This window comes from Halorussus salinisoli, from assembly GCA_005239435.1.
In the GTDB taxonomy this organism is placed as follows: Archaea; Halobacteriota; Halobacteria; order Halobacteriales; family Haladaptataceae; genus Halorussus; species Halorussus salinisoli.
On the sequence record ML241305.1, the window covers coordinates 11,333 to 25,606 of the forward strand.

Consider the following 14,274-nt stretch of genomic DNA (forward strand, 5'->3'; position numbering starts at 1 on the left):
GAATACTGACGGCTCACTCGGCTTAAATCCCGTCTTTCCGGGGTTTCGGTCGGAAAGTGTGGCTACCGCGTGGGACACCGAGTTGCTACGAATCGGTGAAGTCGGAGACGTGAACGACGGAAACGGAGTGGTTCTGGTTTCGAGAGCCCCGTCCGGTCGCTGCGAACCCCTGAAAGAGACGTCGTAACAAACGGTTAGAAAGCCCCGCCTGCTCGTGGTCCAGTTTCGAGTGAGACTGGAGTTTCCCCGGCGTTTGCGGTGATTACCTGCTCGATTGGGCGCGTGTACCGAACCGACGGCCGACCCTGTTTCGAGTCGCTCGACGGCGGCGATTCGGCAGACGGCGTATAACAAAGGCCGACCTGTTGAAATTATATCGTGGACCTACGCGACCGTGCGATTCGGTTCCCGTCGCACGTCGATACAGCCAGCAACTCCCAGCGAGACACCGAACAATGTACAACGGAAACACAGTCGGCGTCGTCGTACCGGCGTACAACGAACAGGGCCTCGTCGGCGAGGTCATCGACTCCATCCCCGACTTCGTGGATCGGATTTACGTCGTGGACGACCGGTCTACCGACGAAACGTGGCAGGAGATACGGCGACACGCCGAGCAGGCCAACCGGGTCGTGGGCGAGCCCGAGACCGCGCCGAAACTCGCTGACGGCGGGTTCGACCCCTCTCGGCGAGTCGTTCCGATTCGCCACGAGACCAATCGCGGCGTCGGCGGTGCGATCAAGACCGGCTACCGACGGGCCTACGACGACGGCATGGACGTGACCGCCGTGATAGCGGGCGACGGCCAGATGGACCCCGACCAGCTCGACCGACTCCTCGACCCTATCGTGGAGCGGAAGGCCGACTACGCCAAGGGCACCCGCCTCCTCGATTCCGAGTTCCGCGAGGAGATGCCCGCCTTTCGCCTGTTCGGCAATCGACTGCTCTCGGGACTGACGAAGGTCGCCAGCGGCTACTGGCACACCACCGACCCGCAGAACGGCTACACCGCTATCTCCCACCGGGCGCTCGACGAACTCGACGTCGAGAGCCTCTACGACGATTACGGGTTCGCCAACGAACTCCTCGTGAGGCTGAACTGTCACGGGATGGCGGTCGCCGACGTGGCGATTCCGGCCATCTACGGCGACGAGGAGAGTACCATCGAGTACCGTAGCTTCGTCCCGAAACTGTCGTGGCTCCTGCTGATCAACTTCCTCCATCGACAGCGAACCCAACTCACCGAGTCCGGCAGTTGGACGGCCGCACTCGGGTACGCGCTCGGCGCAATCGGACTCGTCGCGGCCGTCGTCGCCGGACTGGTCGCCGGGTCGGGCCTGCTCGCGGTCCTCGTCGTCGGAAGCCTCCTGTCGCTCGGACTCGCCATGTACAGCGACAAGTCGAACAACGAGGCGCTGGAGCTACGAGTGGCCGGTGGGGACGACGCGTAGACGGAAAAATCTCGTTTTCGGAGTCAGACCGACGCGCCCGTCGGCATCCGCTCGTGGGTGCGCTTGGTGGGTAGCGACCTGAGACTGGTCGGGTCGGTCGCCACCTGCACCACGAGGTCGGTGAGGTTCACTTTGTCCTCCAGGAACGTCTCGCGCTTGCGCGCCCACTCGCTGGCGACGCCCGGATCCGCGAGCAGGTCGGTCGCCGTCTCCGTCACCGAGTCGAGCTCGCGGAGGTTGTAGATGAGACCCTCGCGTTCGAGTTCGGCGAAGTTGCCCATGTCGTCGTCGCCGACGAAGGAGTTCGAGCGAATCGCTGGCGTGCCCAACAGCGCGGCCTCCGTGACCATGGTCTGGGTGTCGGCGACCAGCAGGGAGGCTTCGGCCAGCGCGTCGTGGATGAGTGCGGGGTGGAGGTCGAAGGGCCGAGCGGGCGTCTCCGAGAAGTCCATGTCGCCGCCCTCGTCGGAGACGAAGACCGTCGCCTGCTCGGACAGTTCCGCTACGAGTCGGCGACGTTTCTCGGGCGTGAACCCGTCCTGCCCTACGTCGTGGTGCGAGCCGAAGGCGTTGAGTCGGACGATGACGTACTCCTCGTCCGGGCCGACCCCCAACTCGTCGCGGATGTCGGTCTGGGGTTCGTACTCGTCGGGATGGAGGTACGCGCACTCTTTGAATCCGCGGAAGACGTGGTGGTTCTCGCCGAGGTCCTTGTCGAAGGTGTGCGGCGTGAGGTAGGCGTCGGCGAAGGGCCGCGAGATGGCGTGGTCGACGTGGGTGTTCTCGGAGTCGGTGATGAGTACGACCGGCGCGTCCGTGGCGGCCCCCGCGTGGGCGGCATACGCGCCGACTCCGAATATCTTGTCGGGGTCGTACGCTCGAACGTTCCGGAGGATGGTGACGTAGTGGCTCGGGAGTCGTCGGGCCAGCGAGTACTTGTTGGTCGCCAGTTGGCCGTAGACGACGTGGGGCAGGTCGTAGTAGTCGAGCAGGTCGAGAGTGCATCCGTAGTCGCGGGCCAGCACCAGCACCTCGTGGCCGCGCTCCTGCAACTCCGAGACGGCGTTGCGATAGAGGTGGACGTGGGCCGGGGTGTTCGTGAAGAACAGGTAGTTCATGTCTCGGCCATACATCGGCCCAGTGAGAGTATTGTTCTACGGCGCGTTCCGTCGCTTCAGCCTCCGACAACTGACTTCTCGGGGGGAAGTACGTCCGGTTTGACGCAGTAGTAATCGCGTCCTGTCGAGATTCGAGCGAACGACCGTTCGCCTCGGTCGAGAAGAAGACGTTTGCCGTCGAGAAGGAGTGTTACTGGTAGCGAGGCGGAGTCAGGACCCGTCTTCGACTCTGACGGTCGCGGGGCCGTCGAGCCTGAAGGCCGTGATTTCGCCGGAGAACCGGAAGCCGTCCTTCCCGCCGATGACTCGCCCGGAAATCTGGCCGTCCGAGATGGTGTCGTGGGCGTTGACCGACCCGAGCGCCGCGCTCTTGCGGGCCGACCCGCTGACCTCGAACGTGTAGGTGCTGGCGGCCCGAGGCGCGTCGCTCCCGTCGATGACCAGTTTGTTCGGGAGCGAGAGGTCCGAGACGCTGACCTCCTCGCCGCCGTACCGAATCGTCCACTTGCTCTCGTCGAGGTCCATCGAAACGACGTCGCCGTCCACGAGGAAGGAGTCACCGTAACCGTTGCCCGCGACGCCGGTGACCGTCACCGTGCCGTCGCCGTTGTCGGTGATGCTGTCGTTGCCTTCGGCCGCCACGTCGCCAGCGGACGTGCGCTTCTTGGCGCTTCCCTCGACGGTGAACTCGTAGGAGATGCTCGACGTGTTCGACCCGGCGACCAGTTCGAGGACCGTTCCCTCGGCCTCCGAGTCGTCGGGTTCACTGGTCGTGGAGTCGGAATCGGAGCCACCGCTGGCGCTGGAGGTTCCGCTGGCGGCCTCTTCGGCCGTCATGGGGACGCCCGCCGGAACTCTGCTCGTGTCGGCGTTCGAGCCCCAGCGGGTGTTCTTCGAGATGATTTCGGGGTCGCCCGCCCTGCTGTCCTGCTCGCGCTTCGCTGGCGAACTGCCGATGTCGGAGTCGCGGACCTCGACCGGTCCCCACCACGCCCAGACGCCGCGACTGTTGACGGAGCCGGGACTCGAACAACCGACGCCGCACGGCCGGGCGGTTCCGCCCTTGACCACGCAGTTCTCGACGTGGGAGGTCCGGCCGTCGAGCGAGCCGACCCGGATGTTGGAGATGTTGTTGCTGTCGAAGTAGCTGTCGTAGACGTTGACGACGCCGCCGTGGCCCTGGGCGCCGGGGCCGGTGCCGTACAGTCCGTTGTCGATGAAGTGGGCGATGTGGACGTTCCGGAAGTTCAGCGTTCCGTAGTGAGCGTTAGCGTTGACCCAGATACCACCCTTGCCGGTCTTCGCGGTCTGGCCGTCGCCCATGTAGAGGTTCTCGACCGTGGCGGTGCCGCCCTTCGAGACCGCGGGCGTGAACAGGTAGTGTCCGCCGGGGTGGTTCCCCTTGAAGGCGACGTTCCGGACCGTCCAGCCGTCGCCGCTCGCGTATATCTTCGCCGACGCGCCGTCGGCGGTCATGTCGATGAGGAGGTTCTCCAGCGTCTCGCCGCTTCCGACGCTGAAGGTTCGGGTCTCGCCTGCCGAAACCGTGACCGTTCGATACTCTGCCGCGTTCGCCACGTCGCTCGCACTCGTCAGCGTTCCGGCGCCGAGCGCGGCGGCGACGCCGCCTCCGGCGACTCCCAAGAAGGACCGCCGGTCTACTGTTGCTTCTCGCTGTTCGCGTTCGCGTGCTGTCTTGTCGCGTGCCATGCCAATTTCAAGGCTGAGTTGCTATATTACAAGCTTTGTGGTTTCGCTTCAATGCTCGAATAGTCATTTATGTGCTGATTGACCGCCCCTCGCTGAGGCCGACTCGCGGAACTGTCGGACGAACGTCTGGAACGTCGTTTTCGACATCTACAGGCCGCCTACACCACGTCCAGGAGGTGATTAACGAGGCAATTACGACGGTAATCGAAGCTTGCGATCGAGGCCACAACTCGAACGTATCGCTGGCAGAGGACGACCGTTTTCGGGTCACTCGTCGGAGTTCACTCGACGGGGAGCGAACTACACTTCGGACGCTCCCCGTCGCGTCGAACGTCGGCGCTGACGAGTGGAAAACGGTCAACGAGTTCCCTGTTGTTCCGGAACGCTTTTGCCCGGAACGACACACATCAATGGATATGGCAGACGAAGAAACCGAAGCCGAACTCCGCGAACAGTTCACCGAGGCGTTCGAAGGTGCCGACTTCCCCGTCAGTAATCCGATGGACCTCGTGCCCGCGCTCCCGGACGGACCGGGGACGCGCTTCGAGGCGGGCGACGTTAGCTTCACCGCGATGGAGTTGTCTACGAAGCTCTCGGGCGTTCAGGACTTCCCCTACGACGACGTAGAGACCCTCGTCGACGACCTCATCGAAGGCCTGCACGAGAAGGATATGCTGTAGCTACTCGTCTTCTTCACCTTCCTCGTCCTCGGGAAGCGCGACCAACAGCACTTCCCACACGTCGTGTTGGTGGTTGAACTCGCTGTCTAGCACCCGGTCGTTCTCGCCGATGGGAATCGGCTGTTGCGGGTGGGACACTTCGAGCCACGTCACGGTCGGCTCGGTGATGTCCATCTCGGCGATGTCGTCCGGTCGCGCGGTTCCGGCCTGTTCTCCCATCTCGCGCTCCCCCGGACCTGTCGGTGTGCCTTGACGTTCCACGGTAATCTCCCCGTCGCTCGTACCACAGCGTTCTATAAAACCCTGCTGGCGCGGCCGAGGAGCGGGTTCGATTACCCGACGGGACTGTAGAGACCCCGTGAGAACTCCGGAAGCGACAAGTTCCGACCGGCCCAAGAGCCGACGATGAAACGGCCGACCGTCCGGACGCTCGCGCTCGGTGGATTCGCACTACTGGCCGGGACGCTGTTCGCCGGGACTGCGCTCGCACACGGCGGCGGCCTGCGCGCGGCGGCCGGGAGCCTCTCGGTGCCGACGTGGCTGTTCCTGCTCACCGGCGGCGGCGTCGTCGGCGCGTCGTTCCTGCTGGCTAGCTTCGTCACGGACCGGGCGTTCATCCGCGCGGTCCACGGCTGGCGACGAGTCGCCAGCACCCGACTCGACGGAGTCGTGGCGCTGACGCGGGTCCTCTCGGTCGCGGCCCTGCTCGGCGTCGTCTACGTCGGTCTCGTCGGCCCGCAGGAGATGTTCCGGAACGCCGCCATCCTCCTCGTCTGGGTCGGCTGGTGGGCCGGTTACGTCGCCACGGTCTACCTCGTGGGCAACAGTTGGCCCGCGCTGAACCCGTGGCGGGCGGTCTCCGAGTGGCTTCCGTCGCTCGACCGCGACTACCCCGACCGACTGGGCGCGTGGCCGAGCGTCGTCGGTCTGCTCGCGCTGGTCTGGCTGGAGGTCGTCAGTCCGCTGGCCGACGACCCGCGACTGCTGGCGTGGGTCGTGGTCGGCTACTCGATCGTCACGCTGGCCGGCGCGCTCGCCTTCGGCCCGGACCGCTGGTTCGGAAGCGTCGACCCCGTGGCGCGACTGTTCCGGTACTACGGTCGGGTCGCACCGATTCAGCGGAGCGAGGACGGCGGCCTCGAACTCCGAGCGCCCGGCATGGCGCTGACCGACGCCCGACTCGCCGACGGTCGGGACGAGGTGGCCTTCGTGGTTGCGATTCTCTGGGTCACGACGTACGACGGATTCGTCGGAACGCCACTCTGGACCGACCTCGCGCGCGGCGCGGTCGGCGCGGGCGTGCCCCCGGTCGTCCTCTATCCGGCCGGACTGCTCGCTGGCTACGGCCTCTTTCTGGGAGTCTACTGGCTCGCGGCCCGGTACTCCCGGAAGACCGCCGAGACGTACCTGACACCGGACGCCATCGCCCGCCGGTTCGCGCCCTCGCTGTTGCCCATCGCCGCCGGCTACCACCTCGCGCACTTCATCGGCCTGTTCGTGTCGCTGTCGCCCGCGCTCGTCGCCGCGCTGTCGAACCCGCTGAACCCGCCGATAAACCCCTCGGTGGTCGTCCTGCCGAGTTGGTTCGGGATGCTCGCCGTGGCGTTCGTCCTGCTCGGGCACCTGCTGGCGGTCTGGGTCGCGCACGCGAGCGCGTACGAGGTGTTCCCGGGTCGCTTGCAGGCGGTCCGGAGCCAGTACCCCTTCGTCGTCGTGATGGTGCTGTACACCATGACGAGCCTCTGGATAGTGTCCGCACCGAGTGCCGAACCCCCGTTCGTCTGACCCCATGACCCGAGAAGCCACCACCTACGAGACCGACGTGCCGCCGGGCGAATCGCCCGCCGAGTGCCAGTTCTGCGGTCGTCCGCTGGAGAGCGATGAGTTGCTCGTTCTCCACGAGGGACTCGACCACTGGGAGCGCCTCGGCGACGACCGGCGCGAGGCGTTCCGCGAGACGTACGAGCGCGAGAACGACGACCTACGAACGTTCAGGTTGAAGATGCTGGGTCTGCTGGTGGTGGTGTACTTCGTCTTCCTGTTCATCTACTCGTGGCAGTCCACCGACCCCTACAGCGTGATTTCGGTGGGCTTCGTCTGAGTACCCGCGACGGAGACGCGCCGCCCGACCTCCACGTTACTGACGGTTCCCGAACTGCCGCGTTTCTCGAATCGTCACAGACCACGGGATGCGCCGCGTCTGCGCTCGGGGAACACGGGACGCGGTGGCGGTACGGTGCTGTGCGGTGGCGGTCTTCCTCGATTCGAGCAGTAGTTAGCGCCGAGAAGCCGTTCCAACATCCTGCCGTCGAGACTCTTCGGGTCGGCGGTAGTCTCCTCGGCGTCGCCAGTAGCCGGTTCCGAGAAGCCGCCCTCACTTACCTTTCGCCCGACCGAAGACGTTCGGACGACGCCTTAAGACGCCACAATCCCGTAGCGGTGCCCTTTAGTCTCGCCCCTCCCGAGTGGGAGGTATGGACGAACAACCCGGACTGAGTGACGAATACCGCAAAGCGAGCCCGTGGCCGCTGTTCGTCGCGTTCGGACTCGCCATCTTCGAGGTCGGCATCGTGTGGCCACTCTTCCCCGTCGCCGTCGGCGGTCTCCTGCTGTTCGTCGGGAGCGTCGTCGGCATCCTCCGCGAGTCGGGCTACATCGCCGACCCGTGGAAGGGACTGGTCGCCGCGTCGGTCGTCTGTCTCGCGGCGGGCGGCGTCATCGCGTACTTCACCACCGGGTCGGTCCACCTCCGCGGGGTCGCCATCCTCGTCGGCGGCGTCATCTTCCTCTTCGGCGGCGTGTTCGGCTCGTTCTGGCAACCGAAGGGCGTCTGACCTCGGATATCGTTTCTCTTGGAATTGTATACGTTTCTCAGATACGTTCGTAGTTGTGTCTGGCGTGGTCGTGGAGTTCGTTGCCCGCTCTGAACTGGTGCCGTCGGAGTAGTGAACGACGGAAGCGGAGTGAGTCTGGTTTCGAAATCCTCCGCCCGGTCGCCGCCGGAAGAGGGTCCTGCTCGCTTTGCAGGCATGCGACTTCCGAGGTCACTCTCGCCTTGCTCGCGGTTACACCGCTCGCATCGCGGCGCGGTGCGCCGCGCACCGCTCGCGGTGGAGTGGTCGGCCGGAGCGTCCTCGATGGACTGGTGGGTCTTCCCTCGCGCGCCCGAATCGCACCTACAGGCGCGGAGCGTGACGTTCGGACGTCGGCGCGAATCGGCAACCTATTTGGGTCCCCCGTGGCTACCGTCGTACATGGCAACCCCCATCTTCGATCGGGAGACGTGGCTCGACATTTCGGTCAACATCATCCCGCTTTGCATCATCGGCTTCTTCGTCGCGCTGTTCGTGGTCGCATCGCCGTGGGCGATCGAGGGGCTGACCTCCGCCGTCGGATTCGGCCTGCTAATCGTCCCGTTCGTCCTGCTGGCGTACCTGACCTACTTCGCGGCCCGCCTCATCGAGGACGCCGAGTCGGAGTGAATCGGCCGATTTCCTTCTCGTTCGTCCCGCCGAACGCCGGTCAACTGTCGCATACGAGGCAGTGGTTCGTCCGGAACACGCCGCGGAAATCTTTGTGAATCGTTCACACGAAATCCCGTGACGACGCGGGGGCGTATCCTAACCTTTCTTTACCTTGTAGTCCTGACCAAGGCGTATGGTAGAAGCCGGGCAAATCGCACTCACCGTCGTCATGGGGGTGCTCCTCTTCGGAGTCGCCGCGTTCCTCTCCCGTCTCGAGGACTGGCGCTCCTACACACCCCTCTCGACCGGCGGCGGATACGTCGGCGAACAGACCGGGCAGGCACACAGCGAGAAGCCTGCCGGAATCGTGCGTTGGCTGACGACCGTGGACCACAAGGACATCGGCATTCTCTACGGTCTCTACGGTCTCATCGCGTTCTCGTGGGGCGGCATCGCCGTCCTCCTGATGCGGGCCGAACTGGCCGCGCCCGCGGAGGACTTCATCGGGGCGAACTTCTACAACGCCCTGTTGACCACCCACGGCATCACGATGCTGTTCCTGTTCGGGACGCCCATCATCGCGGCGTTCGGGAACTACTTCGTGCCGCTGCTCATCGGCGCGGACGACATGGCGTTCCCCCGTATCAACGCCATCGCGTTCTGGTTGCTTCCGCCCGCGGCCGTCCTCATCTGGGCCGGCTTCCCGCTGGCGTCGCTGACCAACAGCATCGACCCGGCTCAGACCTCGTGGACGATGTACACCCCGCTCTCCGTGGAGCAGACGAATCCGGGCGTGGACCTGATGTTGCTCGGCCTCCACTTATCGGGAGTCTCGGCGACGATGGGTGCCATCAACTTCATCGCCACCATCTTCACCGAACGCGGTGAGGACGTGGGTTGGGAGAACCTCGACATCTTCTCGTGGACGATGATCACCCAGTCGGGACTCATCCTGTTCTCGTTCCCGCTGCTCGGGAGCGCGCTCGTGATGCTCCTGATGGACCGCAACTTCGCCACGACGTTCTTCGCCACGGAAGGCGGCGGTCCCATCCTCTGGCAACACCTGTTCTGGTTCTTCGGTCATCCCGAAGTGTACATCCTCGTGTTGCCCCCGATGGGTCTCGTCAGCCTCATCCTGCCGCGGTTCTCGGGCCGGAAGCTGTTCGGCTTCAAGTTCGTGGTCTATTCGACGCTGGCAATCGGGGTCCTCTCGTTCGGCGTCTGGGCCCACCACATGTTCGCCACGGGCATCGACCCCCGCATCCGGGCGTCGTTCATGGCCGTCTCCTTAGCGATCGCGGTACCGAGCGCGGTCAAGACGTTCAACTGGATCACGACCATGTGGAACGGCAGACTTCGACTGACCGCGCCGATGCTGTTCTGTATCGGGTTCGTCCAGAACTTCATCATCGGCGGCGTCACCGGCGTCTTCCTCGCCTCGATTCCGGTGGACCTCGTGCTTCACGACACCTACTACGTGGTCGGCCACTTCCACTTCATCGTGATGGGCGCGATTGCAGTCGCCGGGTTCGCGGGCATCTACTACTGGTTCCCGATGTACACCGGCCGGATGTACCAGCGCACCCTCGCCAAGTGGCACTTCTGGCTCACGATGATCGGGAGCAACGTGACGTTCATCGCTATGCTCCTGCTGGGCTACGGCGGGATGCCCCGGCGCTACGCCACCTACCTCCCGCAGTTCACCGACATGCACCTCGTCGCCACGGTCGGCGCGTTCATCATGGCCTTCGGTCAGCTCATCTTCGTCTACAACCTGCTGGTCTCGTGGCTCGAAGGCCCCCGCGTCGAGAGCGGCGACCCGTGGGACCTCGAAGACGACGGCATGAAGACCAAGGAGTGGGCGTGGTTCGAGCGCAAGCGCGAGACTGCTCTCACCGACGGTGGCGAGGAGGTCACTACCGACGGCGGTGAGGAAGTCGCAGACGAATAGAAACGAACGACACCGCTTTTCAGTTCTTTCTCGGCGAGTAGCGACGGCTATCGCCGGAACTCGTCGGCGTAGTCGGCGACGTACTCCCGGAGCGTTCGGGGGTCGCGGTCGAGGACGCGCGACACGTCGTCGGTCACGCGGTCGGCGAGTCCGAGGCGTGCGGTGGTGTAGATTCCGACCATCACCGCGACGTACCCCCAGTCGAACCCGCGGCGGTGCATCCGCCACGCGAACTCGGGGACCGAGGGGTCTGCGTACTCGATTCCGCGGTCCAACACCGCACTGAAGACGGCGGCGACCTGTCGGTAGTCGAGCGCGACCGGACCGGTCAGGTCGTAGGCGCGATTCCGGCGGCCTGACCCGCGGTCGGCGTCGGTCAGGACGACGGCGGCCACCTCGCCGACGTCGCGGGCGTCCACGAAACTCGTCGCGCCGTCGCCCGCCGGGACGAATATCTCGTCGCGCGACGCGACCTCCTCGGCGTGGACCTCGTGGAGGTTCTGCATGAAAAAGGAGGCCCGCAGGAAGGTGGCGGCTACGTCGGTCGATTCGAGGTGTCGCTCGACCCGGCGATGCGGGAGCAGTGGGTTCTTCTCCGCGCCGAGGACCGAGAGGTACGTGACCTGCTCGACGCCGGTCCTGGCCGCGGCGTCCACGAAGGGCGTGAGGTGGCGCTTCACGTCGGACACGGCGGGCGGGCGCATCAGAAACAGTCGGTCCACGTCGGCGAGCGCCTGCCCCCACGTCTCGGGTCGCTCGAAGTCGAATTCGACGAGTTCGACGGTCCGGGCGAACTCGTCGGCCGCGCCGGCGGGGTCGCGTACGGCCGCGCGGACCTGCGCGTCCCGGTCGGCGAGCGCGCTCACGACGTGCGACCCCACGGTACCGGTCGCACCCGTGACGAGGACCGCGCCGGACGTGGCGCTCGGCGCGTCGGTCGTCACGTTACCGCTAGCACGATGCCCATCGCGAACATGAGAACGGCGATGCCCCCGAGGAGATAGGCCAGCATGTCTTTCTCGGACATACCGGAGGTAGGGGCCGTGTGGATGAAAAGGCTAATCCTTCCGCCGCCCCGACTCCGGGACGTGAGCGAGACGTTCGGCGGACGGTCGTTCGTGGTCGGGTTCTACGCCCTCATCGTCGCCATCACCGGCGTGGTCGGCGCGGTGCTAGGCGTGGCCGGTCCCGACGACCTCACCGCGGTCAAACTTCTCGGACTGGTCGAACTTCAGCCGACGCCGCTCGGTCTCGCAGTCTACGGCATGGTCACGGTGGGCCTGGCGCTCGGCGTCCCACTGGTGCTGGTCGTCCTCGTCTCGAAGAAGGCCGACGCCGAACGCCCCGGCGAGAACACCTGAACGCTGGTCCCCGCACCCTTCGGTTTCTGACGCGCGGATTCGACCGATTCTCTGGACGGAAGTCGGACCGGCCACGCTGGACAGCAGTTCGACAAACGACGCCGGGTGGACTGATAGCGGTCGTGCGCTCCAACACTCGTTCCGGCGGCGTTCAGATGAGCGCGACCAGTTTCCAGTTGGGCCCAGTGAATCGACCGCCGGTCTTGGTGGGCTTTCGAGGACGTAACCCTCGTTCCGCCTGCGTCTCTGAACACTACCCCCGTTCCAAGGCCAACATCTAAGGCGGCGTTCCCCGTCGTTGTGAATATGTACCACGTCGTTATCGCCGTCGACGAAGAGTCCGAGCGCGCGCGCAGACAGGCCCGTGCAGTCGCCGACCTGCCTCGCTCGGCCGACGAGGTCCGAGCGACCCTGCTCCACGTCTTCACGGACAACCCCGGCGGCGCGTCGGCGACGCAGGTCGGATCGGTCCGCCGCGCCGAGGAGATACTCGAAAACGCGGGCGTCGAAGTCGATATCGCGGAGCGGAGCGGCGAACCCGCCGCGACGGTCCTCGACTTCGCCGAGAACGAGGCCGCCGACTGCATCTGCGTCGGCGGCCGGAGTCGCTCGCCCGCCGGAAAAGCCATCTTCGGGAGCGTCTCCCAGTCGATTATCCTCCAATCCGACCGGCCGGTTATCGTGTCGGGGTCGACCGAGAAGTGAACGTCGCTACTGACGGAGCGGCTCTGGTTTCGAAAGCTCTTCGCTCGCTACGAATCGCTACGAACACCACGGAAGTTACAGTGGCCAACGGGTAGACGGAAGTCACGGTAAACGGCGGACAGAAAGTCCCCACCGCTAGTGGTCTGTCACGCCGAGCGCGCTCGGCGACCCTCCGCCGTCACGTCTCCTCGATGGTGTCGAGGACGCGCTGTGAGAGGTCCACGTCCGAGAGTTCGCCGCGGTCGTGGGCGACCAGCCACTCCCCGTCCGCCCGCCACGTTCCGAGGCGGTTACCGTCGATGTCGGAGACGGTGCCTGCCACGTCGGTCGGGTCCCAGCCGTCGTCGCAGAGCGCCAGCAGGCGATTCAGAACGCGCCCGACCTCGCGGTGGGGAATCCCGTCGCCCGGCGTGGCCGTCTCGTAGTCGATTCGGAGCGTCCCGTCGTCGGTTTCGAGGTCGGTGACGTAGACGCCGTGGCTCATCAGTCGCTGTTCGAGTCGTTCGCGGAGGTCCTCGTCGTCCATACTCGGTGGTACAGCGCGAAGCGGGTAAACGCCTCGCTACCAGAAGTCGTGGGAGTCCCGCGGCGCGACGCAGGCGCACGTCTCGGTCGGGTCGAGTACGTCGTCGACCGGCATCGCCTCGCCACATTCCGTACAGACGATGCTCGTAGTCTCGGTGTCCCGGTAGTGACGCAGCGCGTGAGTGCCGATAACCGCTCCGGCGGCGATGCCAACAGCCCCTGCGAGCGCCTTGTCGATCAGCGCGGTCTCGCGTGCCATGCGCTCCCGAGGTTGGCCCACAAACTTAAACCCATTGACGCCGGAAATACAACAGAATCTGTCGTGTCGGAAAAGTTGCAACCTTTTTGTCACCGTCGCCGGTAGCCAGTCGCATGGCCGACCCACTCGACGACGACGAGAACGCACTGGTGAAACTCGCCTCGCTTCTCGTTCTCGGCGTCGGACTCGCCGGACTCTTTCTGGGCTACGACCGGTTCTGGCTCGTGTTCGCACTCGGATTCGCGGTACTCGTCCCGATGGTGAAGGTCGTGACCGAGACGTTCGGCGTCGGCCCGACCTCGAACGAGAGTGACCACCGACAGCGGAATCGGACCGCCGACGAACCCGAATCGACGCAGGACGCCCTCGACACGCTTCGGGACCGATACGCTCGCGGCGACCTCTCCGAGTCGGAGTTCGAGCGGAAGGTCGAAGCCCTGCTCGACACCGAGACGCCCGAGAGCGCGCGCAGGCGCATCGAGCGCGAGAGCGACTCGACAGACGCCCGCGACCTCGCGGACGGGAGCTTCGAAACCGACGAGAGCGCCAGGTGATTCTCTCCCGGTCGACGCGACCGATGGCCGACCAGCGACCGAGCGCCGACCGCCAGACGCCACATATAAATTCCAGTCGGAGCAAACAGAGGAACATGGTAGGGTTCCTGAACTTCGTCATCGGTTTCGTCGTGAGCCTCCTCATCGGGGCGTTCGGCATCTACGTCGGCGCGCGGGTCATCGCCGACCGGAACGACTACGAGTACGCGATACTCACCGCGCTGGTCGGTGCGCTCGTCTGGTGGCTGGTCGCCGGACTGTTCAGCATCATCCCGTTCGTCGGGGGCCTCATCGGGTCGGTTTTGGGCCTGCTGGCGTGGGTGTACGTCATCAACGCACGTTACCCCGGCGGTTGGGGCAGCGCCATCGGAATCGGACTGGTCGCCTACGTCACGGTCTGGGTCGTGCTGGTCCTGCTCAATTCGGTCGGCCTCATTGCGACCGGTGCGCTCGGCATTCCCGGTCTCTAACTACTGTCCGTACTCCACCTATCGCT

General features: G+C 65.2%; 17 protein-coding genes. 11 read left to right on the forward strand and 6 right to left on the reverse strand.

Annotated elements, in window-relative coordinates; all coding sequences use genetic code 11:
- The first annotated feature begins 455 nt into the window (after positions 1-455).
- Positions 456-1,451, forward strand: coding sequence for a glycosyltransferase family 2 protein (locus tag E2484_RS00065; protein WP_137283196.1), 996 nt, complete (start codon positions 456-458; stop codon positions 1,449-1,451).
- Between the two features lie 23 nt (positions 1,452-1,474).
- Here E2484_RS00065 and E2484_RS00070 read toward each other — a convergent pair whose 3' ends face one another.
- Both E2484_RS00070 and E2484_RS00075 read right to left on the reverse strand, forming a co-directional pair.
- Positions 1,475-2,569: a DUF354 domain-containing protein gene (locus tag E2484_RS00070; protein WP_137283197.1), complete on the reverse strand. Its 1,095-nt coding sequence runs from the start codon at positions 2,567-2,569 to the stop codon at positions 1,475-1,477.
- Positions 2,570-2,779: 210 nt separating this feature from the next.
- Positions 2,780-4,279, reverse strand: coding sequence for a hypothetical protein (locus tag E2484_RS00075; RefSeq protein ID WP_137283198.1), 1,500 nt, complete (start codon positions 4,277-4,279; stop codon positions 2,780-2,782).
- Positions 4,280-4,695: 416 nt separating this feature from the next.
- Between E2484_RS00075 and E2484_RS00080 the strand changes: the two genes are divergently transcribed.
- Positions 4,696-4,959, forward strand: coding sequence for an MTH865 family protein (locus E2484_RS00080; RefSeq protein ID WP_137283199.1), 264 nt, complete (start codon positions 4,696-4,698; stop codon positions 4,957-4,959).
- Here the strand turns inward: E2484_RS00080 and E2484_RS00085 are convergent, their stop codons facing one another.
- Positions 4,960-5,178, reverse strand: coding sequence for a hypothetical protein (locus E2484_RS00085; protein WP_137283200.1), 219 nt, complete (start codon positions 5,176-5,178; stop codon positions 4,960-4,962).
- Positions 5,179-5,364: 186 nt separating this feature from the next.
- Here E2484_RS00085 and E2484_RS00090 point away from each other — a divergent pair, with 186 nt between their 5' ends.
- The 5 genes from E2484_RS00090 to ctaD all read left to right on the forward strand — a co-directional run bounded on the left by E2484_RS00090 (position 5,365) and on the right by ctaD (position 10,374).
- Positions 5,365-6,744: a hypothetical protein gene (locus E2484_RS00090; RefSeq protein WP_137283201.1), complete on the forward strand. Its 1,380-nt coding sequence runs from the start codon at positions 5,365-5,367 to the stop codon at positions 6,742-6,744.
- Between the two features lie 4 nt (positions 6,745-6,748).
- Positions 6,749-7,060 carry a C2H2-type zinc finger protein gene (locus tag E2484_RS00095; protein WP_137283202.1) on the forward strand — a complete coding sequence of 104 codons (312 nt, stop codon included), beginning with the start codon at positions 6,749-6,751 and terminating at the stop codon, positions 7,058-7,060.
- 373 nt (positions 7,061-7,433) lie between these two features.
- Positions 7,434-7,793 carry a DUF7541 family protein gene (locus E2484_RS00100; RefSeq protein ID WP_137283203.1) on the forward strand — a complete coding sequence of 120 codons (360 nt, stop codon included), beginning with the start codon at positions 7,434-7,436 and terminating at the stop codon, positions 7,791-7,793.
- Positions 7,794-8,213: 420 nt separating this feature from the next.
- Positions 8,214-8,441, forward strand: coding sequence for a DUF6684 family protein (locus E2484_RS00105; protein WP_137283204.1), 228 nt, complete (start codon positions 8,214-8,216; stop codon positions 8,439-8,441).
- A 211-nt stretch (positions 8,442-8,652) separates the two neighbouring features.
- Positions 8,653-10,374: a cytochrome c oxidase subunit I gene (ctaD, locus tag E2484_RS00110; protein WP_137284021.1), complete on the forward strand. Its 1,722-nt coding sequence runs from the start codon at positions 8,653-8,655 to the stop codon at positions 10,372-10,374.
- Positions 10,375-10,421: 47 nt separating this feature from the next.
- Here the strand turns inward: ctaD and E2484_RS00115 are convergent, their stop codons facing one another.
- Positions 10,422-11,318 carry an SDR family oxidoreductase gene (locus tag E2484_RS00115; RefSeq protein ID WP_137283205.1) on the reverse strand — a complete coding sequence of 299 codons (897 nt, stop codon included), beginning with the start codon at positions 11,316-11,318 and terminating at the stop codon, positions 10,422-10,424.
- Positions 11,319-11,423: 105 nt separating this feature from the next.
- Between E2484_RS00115 and E2484_RS00120 the strand changes: the two genes are divergently transcribed.
- Both E2484_RS00120 and E2484_RS00125 read left to right on the forward strand, forming a co-directional pair.
- Positions 11,424-11,735: a DUF7520 family protein gene (locus E2484_RS00120; protein WP_321111150.1), complete on the forward strand. Its 312-nt coding sequence runs from the start codon at positions 11,424-11,426 to the stop codon at positions 11,733-11,735.
- Positions 11,736-12,041: 306 nt separating this feature from the next.
- Positions 12,042-12,440, forward strand: coding sequence for a universal stress protein (locus tag E2484_RS00125; protein ID WP_137283206.1), 399 nt, complete (start codon positions 12,042-12,044; stop codon positions 12,438-12,440).
- Between the two features lie 178 nt (positions 12,441-12,618).
- Here E2484_RS00125 and E2484_RS00130 read toward each other — a convergent pair whose 3' ends face one another.
- Both E2484_RS00130 and E2484_RS00135 read right to left on the reverse strand, forming a co-directional pair.
- Positions 12,619-12,966: a hypothetical protein gene (locus E2484_RS00130; protein ID WP_137283207.1), complete on the reverse strand. Its 348-nt coding sequence runs from the start codon at positions 12,964-12,966 to the stop codon at positions 12,619-12,621.
- 36 nt (positions 12,967-13,002) lie between these two features.
- Positions 13,003-13,224 (reverse strand): hypothetical protein, encoded by a 222-nt coding sequence (locus E2484_RS00135; protein WP_137283208.1) that lies wholly within the window; start codon positions 13,222-13,224, stop codon positions 13,003-13,005.
- Between the two features lie 113 nt (positions 13,225-13,337).
- On the opposite strand from E2484_RS00135, the gene E2484_RS00140 reads away from it, so the two are divergent.
- Together E2484_RS00140 and E2484_RS00145 are read left to right on the forward strand one after the other, a co-directional pair.
- Entirely contained in the window at positions 13,338-13,778 is a 441-nt protein-coding gene (locus E2484_RS00140) for an SHOCT domain-containing protein (protein WP_137283209.1), read from the forward strand.
- Between the two features lie 95 nt (positions 13,779-13,873).
- The gene (locus tag E2484_RS00145) at positions 13,874-14,248 is read left to right on the forward strand and encodes a hypothetical protein (protein WP_137283210.1); all 375 of its coding nucleotides are present in this window, start codon (positions 13,874-13,876) and stop codon (positions 14,246-14,248) included.
- Positions 14,249-14,274: the final 26 nt, after the last annotated feature.